The organism is Methylobacterium sp. (assembly GCF_019745455.1).
GTDB lineage: Bacteria > Pseudomonadota > Alphaproteobacteria > Rhizobiales > Beijerinckiaceae > Methylobacterium.
Genome location: NZ_JAIETD010000068.1, coordinates 1 through 14,431, shown reverse-complemented (window position 1 = coordinate 14,431; position 14,431 = coordinate 1). Strand labels below are relative to the sequence as shown.

Genomic DNA, 14,431 nt, shown 5'->3' with positions numbered 1-14,431 from the left:
CGATGGGGCAGCATTCACGGACGACGTGTCGAGGTCCATCCGTGTGACGACGCTCCGCCCGACTCCGCAGGCCGGTAGAGGTCGATTCGAGGCTACGATGCCGATGACGCTGACAGGAGCGATCCTTCCATGACCGACCTCGTCCTCTACACCCATCCGATGTCGCGCGGACGGATCGTGCGGTGGATGCTCGAAGAGGTCGGCCAGCCCTATCGGACCGAGATCCTCGAATTTGGGGCGACGCGCAGCCCGGCCTATCTCGCGGTCAACCCGATGGGGAAGGTGCCGGCCCTGACCCATGGCGAGACCGTGGTCACCGAATGCGCCGCGATCTGCGCCTACCTTGCCGACGCCTTCCCCGAGACCGGGCTCGCCCCGCCCGTCGGCGATCCCGCGCGGGGGAGCTATTATCGATGGCTGTTCTTCGCCGCCGGCCCGGTCGAGGCGGCGGCGACCAACAAGGCGCTCGGCTTCGAGGTACCGGACGATCCGAGGAAGCGTGGCATGGCGGGCTACGGCAGCCTCGCGGCGGTGCTCGACACCCTGGAAGGCGCGGTCTCGGACCGCCCGTACCTCGTCGGCGACCGGTTCACGGCGGCCGACCTCTATCTCGGCTCGCACCTGATGTGGGGCATGCAGTTCGGCACGATCGAGAAGCGTGCCGCCTTCCAGCAATACGTCGAGCCGCTCGCCGCCCGCCCGGCGGCGGTCAAGGCCCGCGAGATCGACGATGGATTGCTGGCGGCGGCCAATCCGGCGGGCGGCGCGGGGATGTGACTTGGCCGCTGCGAGTTCAGGCCACTCCGACAGTGTAGGTCGCCTGCAATACGCCGCCGTCGAGCTTCTCGAAGTCGAAGATATGGGCGTTGAGGTAGGCGCGCGGCGAGAAGAAGTCGCGGTCGTTACGGGTGTTGCGCGGCGGTCGGCTCTCGTAATCGGGGTGGCTGCCGTAGACCGCGTCGCTGAGGAGATCGTCGAAGAAGAGCTGCGTGACCAGGAGCTCACGGCCGTCGACGACCACCCGAACATGGACGTGGATGCTGCGTCCGCTGTACCAGCCGGGATAGACCGTCAAGAACGTCACGACACCATCGCGATCGGTGAATTGCCGGCCACGGAAGGCGAGTCCGCTCATGGCATCGGGATCGTCGAAGGTGCATTCCCGGCTGACGTCCTGCCCGGAATAGATGCCCTTCGCGTTGACGTGCCAGATCTGGACCTCGGCGTTCTCGTAAGCCTTGCCGGTCGCCGCTCCGACGGACCCGCAGCGAGAGCCGCATGGGCAGGCCGGGGCGGCCTTCCGAAATGTCGATGCGGCGAGGAACACGCTCCGCATCGCAGGGCCCGAGGATGTTCGCCAGGGTGGCGACGCTATTGGGCCGGTCGCGAAAGATCGGCGGGGCGAGGGCTTTGAGATCGACCGTCTTGGTGCCGCCGGCCGCGAAATCGGCGCCCCTCCAGCCGAAATCGCGCTCGACGAGGAGCGGGACCCGTCCGGGCAGAATCCGGTAGTTGCCGAGCAGCATCTTGGCCGAATCCGGCAGCAGCTTATAGCCGATCGCCGCCGCGCCGGTGGCCGCCACCGCTCCGCCGAGGAGGAAGGTCCGTCGTCTCATCGTGCTCATTCCGTTCCGTCGAGAGCGATGATAGCGGCGGAAAGTCTCTCGATGATGTCCCGATGTTTCGGCGGGCCGGACGCTGTGCGCTGCGGCACCGGGACGGGGAACGCCAGCGGACGCGCCTGCGTTCGCCATGCGAAGTTTGAGACCAGCGGGAGACCCAGATGGCCAACGACATGATCAGCGATATTTTCGGCGGAACGCAGAACCTGACGACGACGGAACGCGCGGTCTCGGTGGTGCTCGGCCTCGGCATCGCGGCGGCGGCGGCGCAGCCCCGGCCGAACAAGTGGCTCAGCCTTGCCGCCCTCGTGGTCGGCGCCGGCCTCGCCATCCGCGGCGCCACCGGACATTGCGCGATCAAGGCGGTGACGCACAACGCCTGAGCGGCATTGCCGGCAGATACAAAAAAGGGGTGCCTCGCGGCACCCCTTTTCTCGTTCAGTCTTATCGTCTCGTTCAGAGCGTGGAGGTGCGGCGGCTGGCGATGAACCCATAGATCGCGAGCACAACGACGGCACCCACGATGGCACCGATGAAGCCTGCACCCTGGTTCGGCCCGTACCAGCCGACAGCCTGGCCGATGAAGGTCGCCACAAAGGCGCCGACAATGCCCAGGATGGTGGTGAGGATGAAGCCCGAGGGCTCGTTCGGGCCGGGCATGATGAACTTGGCGATGAGGCCGGCGATGAAGCCGATGATGATGGTACCGATAATCGACATCATGGTGGTGTGCTCCTAGCGTCACCGTTCGTGTCGATGAAACGTTCGATCCCGCATTGAGTTGCGCTGCCGCCGCGGTCTTTGTCGCAGTGCGGTCGTGCGATCAGGGCCCTCTTTACGGCCATGCCCTCGCGGCGGCACAACGAGCCTCCCGGCTCCCGAACTGAGAGCCTTGAGGACCGAGCCAGCCCATGACGATCACCCGTTTCGAATCCGGCCCCCGCATGAGCCAGGCGGTCACGCATGGCGACCTCGTCTTCCTGGCGGGCCAGACCGCCTCCAACACGGAGGGCGTCGGCGTCACCGCGCAGACCCGCGAGATCCTCGGCCAGATCGACCGGCTGCTGGCCCTGGGCGGCAGCGACAAGAGCCGAATCCTCTCGGCCACGGTCTACCTCTCCGACATCGCGACCTTCTCTCAGATGAACCAGGCCTGGGAGGCCTGGGTCGACCGCGCCAACCCCCCTGCCCGCGCCACCGTCGAGGCGCGCCTCGCCGCCCCGGAATACCTCGTCGAGATCGTCGTCGTGGCCGCGCGGGGCTGAGAGATGGCGCGCCTCGTCTCCCTCCTCGCCGTCGCCTTAGCGCTCCTTGCCGGACAGGCCGCGGGGCAGGAGCGGGTCGTCAACATCTACAACTGGTCGGATTATATCGACCCGAAGGTGCTGGAAGCCTTCACCAGGGAGACCGGCATCAAGGTCGTCTACGACACCTACGACAACAACGAGATCGTCGAGACGAAGCTCCTGGCCGGCAAGTCCGGCTACGACATCGTGGTGCCCTCCGGCCCGTTCCTGCAGCGGCTGATCAAGGCGGGCGTGTTCCTGCCCCTCGACAAGGCGAAACTGCCGAACCTCAAGAACGCCTGGCCGGAGATCGCGACGCGGCTCGCGGTCTACGATCCGGGCAACCTCTACGCCGTCGACTACATGTGGGGCACGACCGGTATCGGCGTGAACCTGCCGGCCGTGCGCCAGCGCCTCGGCGCGAACCAGGCCCTCAACAGCTGGAGCCTCGTGCTCACGCCCGCGCTCCTGGCCAAGCTCAAGGATTGCGGGGTGATGATGCTCGACAGCCCCGAGGACCTGATCCCGAGCATGCTGCCTGCCTACGGCCTGAAGCCCGATACCAAGCGCTGGGACGACATCACCCAGGTCACCGACGCGCTGTTCAAGGTGCGCGGCTCGGTGCGCAAGTTCCACTCGTCGGAATACATCAACGGGCTTGCGGCCGGGGACCTTTGCCTCGCGGTCGGCTATTCCGGCGACGTGATGCAGTCAAAAAAGCGCGCCGAAGAGGCCAAGAACGGCGTCGAGATCGCGTATTTCATTCCTAAGGAAGGCGCATTGATGTGGTTCGATGCCTTCGCGATCCCGAAGGATGCGCCGCATCCGGCGGAAGCCCACATCTTCATTGACTACATGCTGCGGCCCGAGGTGGGGGCGGCAAATACCAACTTCGTGTCTTATGCGAGCGGAAACCTCGCCGCGAAGGCTCAGGTAAAGCCCGAAATCCTCGCAAATCCCGGGATATACCCGGACGAAACGACGATGGCGCGGCTCTTCACCAATACCGCCTGGGACGACAGAACCCAGCGTTTCGTGACCCGCGCCTGGACTCGGGTCCGGACCGGACGCTGACGAGGCCCTTATTCTCGGCGAGATCCGGCGGCCTCTGCCCGCATGACGCGGCGGAGGGTCCGAGAGACCTGGTCGGCCGAGTAGGGCTTCTGCAGGACCTGAAAGCCGTGGTCGCCTTCCTGGGTGAGCACGTGGCTGTAGCCGGACGTCAGCACCACGGGCAACTCGGGCCGGCGGCGGCGGCGGCGGAGCTCGTGCGCGAGGGCGATGCCGCCCATTCCCGGCATCACCACATCCGAAAAGACGGCGTCGACGCGATCTGCCATGGGGCCGAGTTCGTCGAGAGCCGCCTCGCCGCTCGTCGCCCATGTCGTCTCGTAGCCGAGGTCCTGGAGAATCTGCGTGGCGAAGCGTCCGACATCGAGATTGTCCTCCACGACCAGCACATGCCGCTTGATGCCATCATCGGGAGCGGAGATGGCCTCCTCAACCGCGCGCCCCTCACGAGTCTCGGGTTCGACCTCGGGGAGATAGAGCGTGAAGGTGGTGCCCGCGCCCGCGATGCTCGCCACATCGATATCGCCGCCAGACTGCTTGGCGAAGCCGAACACCTGGCTGAGGCCGAGACCGGTACCCTTCCCGACTTCCTTCGTGGTGAAGAACGGCTCGAAGATACGCCCGAGCTGTTCGGGATCGATGCCGGTTCCGGTATCGGTGAGCGAGATCGCCGCGAAGGTCCCGTCATTGCCGGCATGGCCGCGGATCGGCGGAAGCGTCACCTGGCAGGTAAGCCGCAGCGTCAGGACGCCCTCCCCGTCCATGGCGTCTCGCGCATTCACCGCCATGTTGACGAGCGCTGTCTCGAACTGGCTGACATCCGCTCTGATGTAGCAGGCGGTGTCGGGCACCTCGGTGACCACCCGTACCCGTGTGCCGGTCACCGTGTCGACCATATCGGCGACTCGTTTGAGCCGGTCGCCGATCTCGAACACCTCCGGCTTCAGCGACTGACGGCGGGCGAAGGCGAGCAACTGACCGGTGAGCTTGGCGGCGCGATCGACCGTCTCAGAAACGGCTTCCATGTAGCGGGTACGGCGCTCCTCGGGCAGATTCGGCCTGCGCAGGAAATCCACCGAGGATCGAATGATGGTCAGAAGGTTGTTGAAGTCGTGCGCGACGCCGCCTGTGAGCTGGCCCACCGCCTCGAGCTTCTGCGATTGCCGCAGGGCGGCCTCGGCTTCGACGAGGCGGGCAGTTCTCTCCTCGACCCGCTCCTCCAGCGTCGCGTTTAGACGCGCGAGCGCCTCGACCGCCTCTCGAACCGAAGCCTCTGCGCGGACACGCTCGATATGCGCCCAGGAGCGTTCGGTGACTTCTCGGATGAGGGCGAGATCGTAATCCGTCCAAATTCGCGGAACGCGGTCGTGGATGGCCATCAGGGCCGTCAGGCGCCCGTCCTTGACCAGCGGCATGCAGATCGTCGCGGTGATTCCGATGGCCTGGAAGGTCGCTGCTTCATCCGGCTCCAATTCCGACAGGTTGTCACTGATGATGAGGGGCTCGCCGGCGCTGAGGTTGCGGACGGCGAGCTTCCCGAAGGCTGCGAGACTGTAATGCCCGACGATGCTCGGTGAGCCTTTGGCGGCCCAGTCGCCTCGAATGGTAAAGCCGTCTTCGTCGGCGTCCATGTCAGCATAGGCGCAATTGGCGAGGCCAAGATGCGCCGCGACCAGTCGCGTCGTCGTGGCCATGATCACGTCGGGATCGTTCGCGTTTGCGACGGCTCGGCCGAGGCTGTCGAGGAAGGCGAGGCGCTGGTTCGCGACCGCCGTCGCGGTGGTTTCCGTCACCGTGTCGAGGATGCCGACGACCTTGCCGCAATGGTCGCGGATCGGGCTGTAGCAGAAGGTGAAAAAGGCCTGTTCCGGTCTGCCGCTGCGCTCGACGACGAGGGGAAAGTCCTGGATGAAGGTTGCCTGCCCTGCCAACGCCGATTCTGCGATCGAACCGAGCTCGTGCCACGCTTCTCGCCAGACTTCGCTGAACGGCTGCCCGAGCGCGGAAGGTTTGTTGCCGAGGATCGGAACGAAGGCGTCGTTGTGAAGAGTGATCAGCTCCCGACCCCACATCACCACCTGCGGGAAGTGCGAGCCGAGCATGAGGGAGACGCTGGTCTTCAGGACATCGGACCAGGCCTCAATCGGGCCGAGTGGCGTGGCGGCCCAGTCCCGCGCGCGAATGCGGGCAGCCATCTCACCGCCGCCCTGCAGCCAATCCGTCATTCGCGCTTGCCCCCTCGAAGGCGGAAGCCCTCTTCATCTATCGCCTGCAGCAAATCACGTGTTCGTTGTTGGCGTCGAGGCCCTTGATAGCAGCGATTGGATTGCAGTCTGAAGAAGTGTTCCGAAAGGCACCCAGAGAACTAACTTACGTTAGACTGGACCATCGGCGGATGGACGTGCTGCCGCTGGCGGGCATTAGCTTGGCCATTGTGTGCGGAGACTGTTTCACATGTGAACGAGGCGCAAGTGGTCGAATGGAAGCCATGGGTCCGGGCGTGAACATCTGGTATGAACGTCCCGGCCGCGAAGGGCGGCCCTTGGCTGGCTAGCAGCCGGACCGCCCCACGTTCTCCTATCGGAGATTCGCGGACGCCGACCTCAATCCTTGAGGTCGGCCGGGACCTTGCCACCATTCTCCTCGAGCTTCTTGATGACCTGCTTGTGCAGCCAGACGTTCATCGTGGCCGAGTCCTCTTTGTCGCCAGTGTAGTGCAGCTCATCGGCCAGCGACTTCCGGGCCTGGAGGCTCGAATCGATGTCCAGGAGCTTCATCAGGTCGACGATGGACGTCCGCCAGTTGAGCTTCTGCGGGTTCTTCTCGGCCATGCCGTTCAGGACGGCCTCGACGTCGACGGGCTCGCCGCCGGCGGCAGGCGCAGCGGTGGTGCCGGTGCTCGCCGGAGCGCTGGCGGTGCCACCGCCGGCATCTGCGGTCTTCGCTTCGGCCGGGCCGCCGAACGGATTGAGAATCTTGCTGACGATGCTGCCGAGGAAGCTCATGGCGTAGTTCCTTGATGGTTGGCCGCCGGCATGGAGCCTTTGCGGTGCGTTAACAAACCGGGACCGCACGCGGGCGTTCCCTCTCTCACGCGAAAGCTTGAGCATTTCCTGGCTGCAGTGACAGCACGTTTTGCGGAATCCCCTGCCTGTGGCATGGAGCCGGCCACGCCCGAACGCTTCTGTTTACGGACATCGCCCGATGCGCAGCCTCGTCTCCCTCGTTGCACCCCTCATGGTCGGACTCCTCTGGGCCTCGGGTGCGATCGCACAGGCGGTGCCCGTGCGCATCGGCGTCATCCCGGTGATCGGCGCCGCGCCGATTTTCGTCGCAAACGGCGAGGGCTGGCTGAAGGAAGCGGGCCTGAACCCGACTTTCACGACTTTCGAATCCGGCCCCAATATGATCCAGGCGCTCGCCTCGGGCACCATCGACGTCTACGTCGCCGGCGTGGCTCCCCTCGCGGTGGCCAGGACCAAGGGCATCGACGTGCGCGTGGTCGCCGCCACGGCGATCGAGGAAATGGTGTTCGTCGCCGGCCCGAAGCTCGCCCCCTATTTCGCGGACGGCGCCGACAAGGCCCAGGCCTTCGCGCAGTTCAAGGCCAAGGAAGGCCGCGCCGCACGGCTGGCGACGCAGCCGCCGGGCTCGGTCCCCAACACGACCCTGCAATACTGGCTCTGGCAGGTCACCAAGGCCGACAAGGCCAATGCCGAGGTCATCGCCATGGGGATCGATGCGACCCAGCAGGCGGTGCTCGCAGGCGCCGTTGACGGCGCCTCGATCCGCGAGCCTGCCCTGACCATCGTCCAGCAGCGCAATCCGGCGATCAAGCTGATCGCTACGGGTGGCGAGATGTTCCCCGACCAGCCCGGCACCGTGGTGGGCGTCTACGGCGCCTTCGCCGACAAGAACCCGGCGGCCGTCGAGGGGCTCGTCAAGGCGCTCGTGCGCGCCTCCGACCTTCTGAAATCCGACCCCGCTCGCGCAGCAGGACCCGTTGAGGCAGCCCTCGGCAAGGGCATCACGGATATCGCCACGATCCAGAAGGCGATCACCTCACCGGCGGCGAAATTCACCGCAGATCCCCGTTCCATCATCGAAGCGACGAAGGCGATGCAAGCCTATCAGGTCTCGATCGGGACACTCGACAAGGACATCCCCACCGACGGCCTGTTCGATTCCCGCTACTACGAGAAGGCGACCGCGCGCTGACCGCCTTGCGCCCGATCCCATGACGCGCTTTGCCTCCACCAGTCTTGCCGCCGCCGGCCTCCTCGCCTTCCTGATCTTCTGGGAGGCGATGCCGCGCCTCGGCCTGATCAACCCGGCCTTCCTGCCGCCGCCGAGCACGATCCCGCCGGCCTTCCTCAAGGAGATCCGCATCGGGGTCTGGTGGGAGGCGGTTGCGGCGAGCCTCAGCCACTACATCGCCGGCCTCGCGGCTGGCGCAGGCGCGGGTATCGCGCTCGGGCTTCTCGTCGGCATGTCGCATATCGCCGAGGCCGCCACGGCCTGGATCGTCCGTCTGCTGCGCCCGATCCCCGGCCTCGCCTGGGTGCCCTTCGCCATCATCTGGTTCGGGGTCCAGCCCGAGGCGGCGGTGTTCATCATCGCCATCGGCGTATTCTGGATCGTGTTCTTCGCAACGCAAGGCGCGGTCCGCAGCGTCGACCGCGACCTGATCGAGGTGGCGCAAGCCTTCGGCTTCCGATCGGGCTGGTCTCGGCTGACCAAGATCGTGCTGCCCGCCGCGACGCCCGGCATCCTCGTCGGCGTGCGCACGGCGCTCGGCCAGGCCTGGATGGCGGTGGTCGCGGCCGAGATCTTCGGCGTCCACGGCGTCGGCGCCCGGATGATGCAGGCCTCCAGCCTCCTCTCCACCGACATCGTGGTCGTCTACATGCTGACCATGGCGGGCCTCTACGGACTGTTCGATACCGGATTCGTCGCCCTCCAGGGCTGGCTGCTGCGGTGGCGGCCGTGATGGCGGAACCGGTTATCGACATCCGGGGCCTAAGCCTCGCCTACGAGCGCGACGGCCATCGCAACGTCATCCTGGAGGGGCTCGACCTCGCTGTCGGGCGCGGTGAGTTCGTCGTCATCGTCGGTGAGTCCGGCGTCGGCAAATCCACCGTGCTGCGTGTGCTCATCGGGCTGGCCCGGCCGAGCTCCGGTACCGTCCGGCTCGATACCCGCCCTGGCTGTCGCACCCCGATGGCGCTCGTCTTCCAGGACGCGCGCCTGCTGCCATGGCGCCGGGTCGTCGCCAACGTCGCATTCGGTCTCGAAGGCTCCGGCCTGTCGCGGACGCAGCGCATCGCCAAGGCTCGCGAGATGCTCGCCCTCGTCGGCCTTTCCGACTACGCCGACCGTTGGCCGCACCAGCTTTCCGGCGGCCAGCGCCAGCGCGTCGCCATCGCCAGGGCATTGGCCGTCGATCCCGATGTGCTTCTCATGGACGAGCCGTTCTCGGCGCTCGACAGCCTGACCCGCGAGGGCCTGCAGGACGAGCTGCAGCGCATCCAGGGCGAGACCGGCAAGACTATCCTGTTCGTCACCCACGACATCGACGAGGCGGTGACGCTCGCCGACCGGGTCGTGGTGCTCGCCGGCTCGCCGGGCCGCGTCGCCGCCGACATGGCGATCGATGTGACACGCCCACGCCGTCGCCGCGACGGCGCCCTGCTCGACGCGGCGCGTCAGCTGCGAGCGGAATTGTCAGGGCGCTCGGCCGAACTTTAAGCCCGGATCAGGCCAGCGCCCAATAGGCGAGAGCCAGGAGCACGGCCCCGCCGAGGCAGCGCCGCCATGGGTTGACGCCCCTCGCGATCTCGTCGAGCGCCCAGGCTGCAAGAGCAATTCGGCCGGCGATTTTCAGAGCCGCACCGAATTGCCCTGCCGGTGCTAGGGTCAGCTCAAGGGCGATGCAGGCGAGAAACACGATGAGCGGCAGGTTCGGCCACTGGCCGATCGTGATCTCGCCGGTTCGCCGATTGCGGAAGAACCAGTCCAATGCGAACGGCATTCCGGCTCTCCCGCTCCGGATTTCGCTGGCTCAGGTACGCTGAGTGCCTTCGGCCTCGCGCATCGGTGCGCAGATCTGCGGTGAGACCTTGTCGAGGTGGACGCAGGCGTTCTGGAGATACCAGGTCCTGAGCGAGGGCTGCGTCGGTGCCACATACATTCCCACGAGGACGAAGCCTGCGACGACGAGGATGACGAGGAGGAGGAGGTTACGCATGGGTCGGCTCCGGAGTTGTGACGAGCCGCCCGCCCGCGGCGCCTTGCACCGTGGCACGGACGCCCTCGATCATTAGTGAGCCCCTAGAGGGCCGGCACCGGCGAAGCAACGCGCCAGACCGCAAATCGCTCAATCCCCGGGTTGGTTCTTGGTCGACCATTCACGCCGCCTCGAAAAGCGGCACGATGGTCATGCCCGGCACCAGCACTAAGCCCTTGTCGGTGATGCGGATCTCCGGGATGACCGAGAGAGGGATCAGGTTGAAGCCCATATAGGGGATGGTGCAGCCCGCCTCCTCCCAGGCCGCCTTGAGCACGCGGACCTCCTCGGCGACCACGAGGACGCGCTTGTCGGAGAGGAGGCCGGCGACGGGCAGCGGCACCGATGCGACGACCCGGCCATCCGCGACGACGCAGACGCCGCCCTGCGTCGCGCTCACCGTATCGAGGGCGAGGCGCATATCGGCTTCGTTCAGGCCGGCGACGATGAGGTTGTGGGAATCGTGCCCGACGCTGCTCGCCACCGCGCCGCGCTTGAGCCCGAAGGCGCGCAGCAGCCCGTGGGCGACGTTCCCGGCGCGGCCATGCCGCTCGATCACGGTGACGAAGGTGCAGTCGTTGGCAGCCAGCGTCGCCGCCCAGTCGGTGCCGGGCTGGAGCGTGAAGCGCTCATGGACGAGCTCAATCCCCGGCAGCGTCGTCCGGATCGCGTTGACGAGGCAGGGCGCGGACGGAAGCTCCGGAATGAGGCCCGGCAGCGGCTGGGGCAGGTGGATCGTCTCGTAGGCGGGTTTCGGATAGCGGTAGGGCCGCGACAGGGCCGCATCGAGGATCGGCGTGACCCGGCGATCCTCGACCACGCATTCCCCGCCATACCAGGTCGATTGCGGGACGAGACCATCATCGAGGAGCACGAGGTCGGCGCGGCGCCCGCCCCCGAAGCCGCCGATCTCGCCGTCGAGGCCGTACCGGGTCGCGGGATGGAGCGAACCCATGGCCCAGGCCTGGACCGGAGGGATGCCCATCCGCACCGCCTCCCGCACCACCCAGTCGAGGCCGAAGGCGAGAAGGTCTTGCGCGTCGCGGTCGTCGGTGCAGACGCAGACGCGCTTGGCCGCAGCGCCGAGCGCCGTGATCGTGCCGATCGCTTTCGGCAGGCTGTGCCATGGCGTCGTCGGTGGCCCGCCGCGCAGGAAGATCCAGAGTCCGGCCTCCAGAAGGTCGTCGGCGATGTCCTGGTCGATCGCTTCATGCGTGTCGGTGACGCCGCTCGCCGCGTAGGGCGCGACGAAGCTGCGCCCGTAGATGTGGCCGGAGACCGGGCGGCCGCGCTCCAGCGAGGCGGCGATGATCGCGTGCGCCCGCGCATCGCCCTCCGCCACCGCCACGAAATCCATCTTCTCGCCGAGCCCGATCGCCTCCGGCCAAGTCTCGAAGAGGGCGGCGATCTTGGCTGCCGTGAGATCGCCGCCCGCGGTCTCGAGGTCCGGCGAGGTCGCCGGGACCGTGCTCGGCACCGTCAGGTAGATGTTGAGCGGCGCCTCCCGCGCATCCTCCAGCATCCAGGCGATGCCGTCCGAATCGAGGACGTTGCCGATCTCGTGGCTGTCGCAGATGATCGTGGTGGTGCCGTTCAGGAGGGCGGCTTCGGCATAGGCGCAGGCCGTGACCATGCTGCTCTCGATGTGGAGATGCGGGTCGACGAGGCCCGGCGCCAGGAGCCCGCCAGCGACGTCCTTGCGCGGCGCGCTGCCGCGGTGGCTGCCGGCGGGGTGGACCGCCGCGATCCGCCCGCCGGAGATCCATACCTCGCGGTCGGGCAGGATGCGCTCCGAATAGGTCGAGAGCAGGCGTGCGCCGGTGATGACGAGGTCCGGGTCGGCACGCCCGGCGGCGACGTCGGCGAGCCGGCGCGTCATCGTGCTGAGGGGTTCGACGGAAAAGCGGGTGAGCGGTCGCGTCTCGGTCATCGTGGCTCCTGGCTCGGGCAGCCGGTTCGGTGCGCACGCATCATGCCATGCCGGCGTCGCCCGATGGCTACGCCAACGCACGCAAACGTCGCAGGATTGAAATGTCGTGCCCAGCCCACCATCTACCTGCTATGCCGATCGCGACGACAGTCGCTCGATCGGCGACGGCCACGAGGCCGGGCCTTGGGTGACGCCGGATGTACGCGCACCCCCGCCCGCCATCCGTGGCCGTCCGCATTTCCAACCTCCCTCAACCGTTCGTCGAGTATCGGTCATGGCCAAACGCACGAAATCGAAGCCGCAGGAACGCGGTTCCGTCCTGTTCGACGTCGTCTATGAAGATGATTCCCGCGCCTCGAACCGGCGCGTGCCGATGGAGATTCTTGGCGGCCTCGATGGCGACGAGCCAGCCCGCGAGTTGATCGCCGAGCAGGATCGGGTCATCGCGGAACGGTCCGGCCGACCGGCCCGGACGATCCGGAGCCTCAATCGCTCGCCTGCGCGAGCGCCGAGCACTGCCGAGGATTGAGCATCGAGCGAAGGCCGAGCTGCTTAGTCAGGCCTTCTTCAGGAATTCCGTGCGCAGGACGAGGCCTTTGACCTTGTCCGCGTTGCATTCGATCTCCGACGGATCGTCGGTGAGGCGAACGTTCTTGATCAGGGTGCCCCGCTTCAGGATCGTCGAGGTACCCTTCACCTTGAGATCCTTGATGAGCGTGACCGAATCCCCGTTTGCGAGGATGGTGCCATTGGCGTCGCGTGCCGCGTCGGAAACGCTCACCTTTCGGCTTCGGTCTGCGGCGACATGTAGGGACGCCCGGCCTCCGCCAGGGCGCGGTCCACCGCCTCGATGGCGAGAAGAATGCGCATGAAGTCTTCCGCCGCGGAGGCCGCGGCCAGCTCGCTCGAACCGATCCGCTTGGCCAGCGCGCTGCGCTGACGGGCAAGGCTCGCGCGAGCCTTGTTCAGATCGGTAATCTCGTCGGCTGTCATGCTGCTTCGTCTCCGTCCCGGACGCTGCGGGCTACTCGCCCGGCATCCAATCGATGTTCGGCCGCTGCGAGAGGATGCGATCGAGGTAGTTCGCGACCGCCTGCGCACCGTCGGCATGCATCATCGCGACCGGATGCGCCAGATAGGCCCTTGCGAGATCCAGGGGTATGCGGCCGGATTGCAGGGCACCGAGCACCTCGTCGATGAAGGCGTCATTGGCTTCGTTGAAGTCGCTCGACAGCTTCTTGCGGTCGTTGAGCGCCTTGATCGCCATCGCGTTCCTCCGGATCGCCAGACCACCGCGGAAACGACAAGGGCCGCCGTCGCGGCAGCCCCTAGATCGATCGGCGTTGGATTCTTAACTGGAGCGGGCGAAGGGATTCGAACTCTCGATCCCAACTTTAGCAACGCACGTCTCCAACCCATTCCTTCCCCTTAGCCAACCCGCCGCGCTCTTGAAAGCGTGTTTTGCCCTTCAGCGCCGTTTAAACCAGCGCCCCCACTTGGGTCCGTTCAAGGAATTGCCGACCTCAATCGGACCCCTGTTCGAAGCGGGAGAGCGAGCGTGGACGACGTTCCGGGGGCGGCTGAACACATCGGGATGATGGAGAGCATTTTGCTCCCCACGGCGACCAGCGGGTCCGGCGACGCTCATGTCTTCGAACATTTGGCCGCAAGGTGACCGGCGAGGTTGAGGTCCTGGTGCCATCGTCTCCGCCCCGGGCCGCCGCGCTTCGCGAGGTTGAGCGTCGACGTCGTCGTTTGCCGGTTCCCCAATTCTTAAGTCTCGTGCTCGATCGACGTCCGTTGAAACTGATCTTCCTTAGCCGAATACTAGGGTGTGGTGACGCTTCGGCGACGTCAGCGTGGCTCGAAGATTGAGGTGGGAAGGCAGGCCGATTGAGGAGATCAGCGATGACCAGCGGCATCGACGCGCTTTGGGCGACCAGAGGGAACGTGTGAAGGGCGTCGTTCCGGGCTGGACGAAGGGCAAGCGCGAGCCGCGTGCGCCAATCGGCGGTTCCTGGACGCGCTGTTGTGAATGGCGCGCCCGGGAGGGCGCTGGCGGGATCTTCCGGAGGGGCTGGGGAACGATCAGGCGGTCACGCGGCGCTCGGCAATCCGATCCGGTCGATCGCCGGCCCCCTCGAGGAAAAGCTCGTCGCCCAGGCAAGCCAGGTCGTCATCCCGCCACGGCGCAACCGCAAGGCGCCCCGCAGCGACGACACGGAGCTCTGCAAGG

Annotated in this window: 18 protein-coding genes and 2 pseudogenes; 10 read left to right on the top strand and 10 right to left on the bottom strand. The window is 66.5% G+C overall.

The window, feature by feature from the left end:
• Nucleotides 1–129: 129 nt before the first annotated feature.
• The gene (locus tag K2Y56_RS15330; protein WP_292509137.1) at nucleotides 130–777 is read left to right on the top strand and encodes a glutathione S-transferase family protein; all 648 of its coding nucleotides are present in this window, start codon (nucleotides 130–132) and stop codon (nucleotides 775–777) included.
• A gap of 16 nt (nucleotides 778–793) precedes the next feature.
• Here K2Y56_RS15330 and K2Y56_RS15325 read toward each other — a convergent pair.
• Nucleotides 794–1,616, bottom strand: a pseudogene (locus K2Y56_RS15325) (protocatechuate 3,4-dioxygenase).
• 167 nt (nucleotides 1,617–1,783) lie between these two features.
• On the opposite strand from K2Y56_RS15325, the gene K2Y56_RS15320 reads away from it, so the two are divergent.
• Nucleotides 1,784–2,005, top strand: a complete 222-nt coding sequence (locus K2Y56_RS15320) for a DUF2892 domain-containing protein (protein ID WP_292509134.1) — start codon at nucleotides 1,784–1,786, stop codon at nucleotides 2,003–2,005.
• Nucleotides 2,006–2,078: 73 nt separating this feature from the next.
• Here K2Y56_RS15320 and K2Y56_RS15315 read toward each other — a convergent pair whose 3' ends face one another.
• A complete protein-coding gene (locus tag K2Y56_RS15315; RefSeq protein WP_292509297.1) occupies nucleotides 2,079–2,342 on the bottom strand; it encodes a GlsB/YeaQ/YmgE family stress response membrane protein in 264 nt (87 codons plus the stop codon).
• Nucleotides 2,343–2,533: 191 nt separating this feature from the next.
• On the opposite strand from K2Y56_RS15315, the gene K2Y56_RS15310 reads away from it, so the two are divergent.
• Both K2Y56_RS15310 and K2Y56_RS15305 read left to right on the top strand, forming a co-directional pair.
• Entirely contained in the window at nucleotides 2,534–2,887 is a 354-nt protein-coding gene (locus K2Y56_RS15310; RefSeq protein ID WP_292509131.1) for a RidA family protein, read from the top strand.
• A gap of 3 nt (nucleotides 2,888–2,890) precedes the next feature.
• On the top strand, nucleotides 2,891–3,982 hold the full coding sequence (locus K2Y56_RS15305) for a polyamine ABC transporter substrate-binding protein (RefSeq protein WP_292509128.1): 1,092 nt from the start codon (nucleotides 2,891–2,893) through the stop codon (nucleotides 3,980–3,982).
• 8 nt (nucleotides 3,983–3,990) lie between these two features.
• Here K2Y56_RS15305 and K2Y56_RS15300 read toward each other — a convergent pair whose 3' ends face one another.
• Together K2Y56_RS15300 and K2Y56_RS15295 are read right to left on the bottom strand one after the other, a co-directional pair.
• Entirely contained in the window at nucleotides 3,991–6,204 is a 2,214-nt protein-coding gene (locus K2Y56_RS15300; RefSeq protein WP_292509125.1) for an ATP-binding protein, read from the bottom strand.
• 378 nt (nucleotides 6,205–6,582) lie between these two features.
• On the bottom strand, nucleotides 6,583–6,984 hold the full coding sequence (locus tag K2Y56_RS15295) for a DUF3597 domain-containing protein (RefSeq protein WP_292509121.1): 402 nt from the start codon (nucleotides 6,982–6,984) through the stop codon (nucleotides 6,583–6,585).
• Between the two features lie 232 nt (nucleotides 6,985–7,216).
• On the opposite strand from K2Y56_RS15295, the gene K2Y56_RS15290 reads away from it, so the two are divergent.
• Genes K2Y56_RS15290 through K2Y56_RS15280 form a run of 3 tightly spaced genes read left to right on the top strand, consistent with a single transcriptional unit; the run spans nucleotide 7,217 to nucleotide 9,727 of the window.
• Complete coding sequence (locus K2Y56_RS15290) at nucleotides 7,217–8,197, top strand: ABC transporter substrate-binding protein (protein ID WP_292509295.1); 981 nt, start codon at nucleotides 7,217–7,219, stop codon at nucleotides 8,195–8,197.
• 19 nt (nucleotides 8,198–8,216) lie between these two features.
• Nucleotides 8,217–8,969 carry an ABC transporter permease subunit gene (locus K2Y56_RS15285; RefSeq protein ID WP_292509118.1) on the top strand — a complete coding sequence of 251 codons (753 nt, stop codon included), beginning with the start codon at nucleotides 8,217–8,219 and terminating at the stop codon, nucleotides 8,967–8,969.
• The gene (locus K2Y56_RS15280) at nucleotides 8,969–9,727 is read left to right on the top strand and encodes an ABC transporter ATP-binding protein (protein WP_292509115.1); all 759 of its coding nucleotides are present in this window, start codon (nucleotides 8,969–8,971) and stop codon (nucleotides 9,725–9,727) included. Before K2Y56_RS15285 ends, K2Y56_RS15280 begins: the two co-directional genes overlap by 1 nt.
• Nucleotides 9,728–9,734: 7 nt before the next feature.
• Here K2Y56_RS15280 and K2Y56_RS15275 read toward each other — a convergent pair whose 3' ends face one another.
• The 3 genes from K2Y56_RS15275 to K2Y56_RS15265 all read right to left on the bottom strand — a co-directional run bounded on the left by K2Y56_RS15275 (nucleotide 9,735) and on the right by K2Y56_RS15265 (nucleotide 12,195).
• Nucleotides 9,735–10,010, bottom strand: a complete 276-nt coding sequence (locus tag K2Y56_RS15275; protein ID WP_292509112.1) for a hypothetical protein — start codon at nucleotides 10,008–10,010, stop codon at nucleotides 9,735–9,737.
• 30 nt (nucleotides 10,011–10,040) lie between these two features.
• Nucleotides 10,041–10,226 carry a hypothetical protein gene (locus K2Y56_RS15270; RefSeq protein ID WP_292509109.1) on the bottom strand — a complete coding sequence of 62 codons (186 nt, stop codon included), beginning with the start codon at nucleotides 10,224–10,226 and terminating at the stop codon, nucleotides 10,041–10,043.
• Nucleotides 10,227–10,386: 160 nt separating this feature from the next.
• Nucleotides 10,387–12,195 (bottom strand): adenine deaminase C-terminal domain-containing protein, encoded by a 1,809-nt coding sequence (locus tag K2Y56_RS15265; protein ID WP_292509105.1) that lies wholly within the window; start codon nucleotides 12,193–12,195, stop codon nucleotides 10,387–10,389.
• Between the two features lie 274 nt (nucleotides 12,196–12,469).
• Here K2Y56_RS15265 and K2Y56_RS15260 point away from each other — a divergent pair, with 274 nt between their 5' ends.
• Nucleotides 12,470–12,724, top strand: a complete 255-nt coding sequence (locus tag K2Y56_RS15260; RefSeq protein ID WP_292509103.1) for a hypothetical protein — start codon at nucleotides 12,470–12,472, stop codon at nucleotides 12,722–12,724.
• Between the two features lie 27 nt (nucleotides 12,725–12,751).
• Here K2Y56_RS15260 and K2Y56_RS15255 read toward each other — a convergent pair whose 3' ends face one another.
• The 3 genes from K2Y56_RS15255 to K2Y56_RS15245 are packed head-to-tail and all read right to left on the bottom strand — an operon-like array spanning nucleotide 12,752 to nucleotide 13,462.
• Complete coding sequence (locus tag K2Y56_RS15255) at nucleotides 12,752–12,976, bottom strand: alkylphosphonate utilization protein (RefSeq protein WP_292509100.1); 225 nt, start codon at nucleotides 12,974–12,976, stop codon at nucleotides 12,752–12,754.
• Nucleotides 12,973–13,188 carry a hypothetical protein gene (locus K2Y56_RS15250; protein WP_292509096.1) on the bottom strand — a complete coding sequence of 72 codons (216 nt, stop codon included), beginning with the start codon at nucleotides 13,186–13,188 and terminating at the stop codon, nucleotides 12,973–12,975. Before K2Y56_RS15250 ends, K2Y56_RS15255 begins: the two co-directional genes overlap by 4 nt.
• Before the next feature lie 31 nt (nucleotides 13,189–13,219).
• A complete protein-coding gene (locus tag K2Y56_RS15245) occupies nucleotides 13,220–13,462 on the bottom strand; it encodes a hypothetical protein (RefSeq protein WP_292509093.1) in 243 nt (80 codons plus the stop codon).
• A gap of 664 nt (nucleotides 13,463–14,126) precedes the next feature.
• Here K2Y56_RS15245 and K2Y56_RS15240 point away from each other — a divergent pair.
• Nucleotides 14,127–14,302: pseudogene (locus K2Y56_RS15240) on the top strand (transposase); the annotation flags it as partial.
• A partial coding sequence (locus tag K2Y56_RS15235; protein WP_292509318.1) for a hypothetical protein occupies nucleotides 14,227–14,431 on the top strand: 205 nt, incomplete at its 3' end. The pseudogene K2Y56_RS15240 and the gene K2Y56_RS15235, both read left to right, overlap by 76 nt.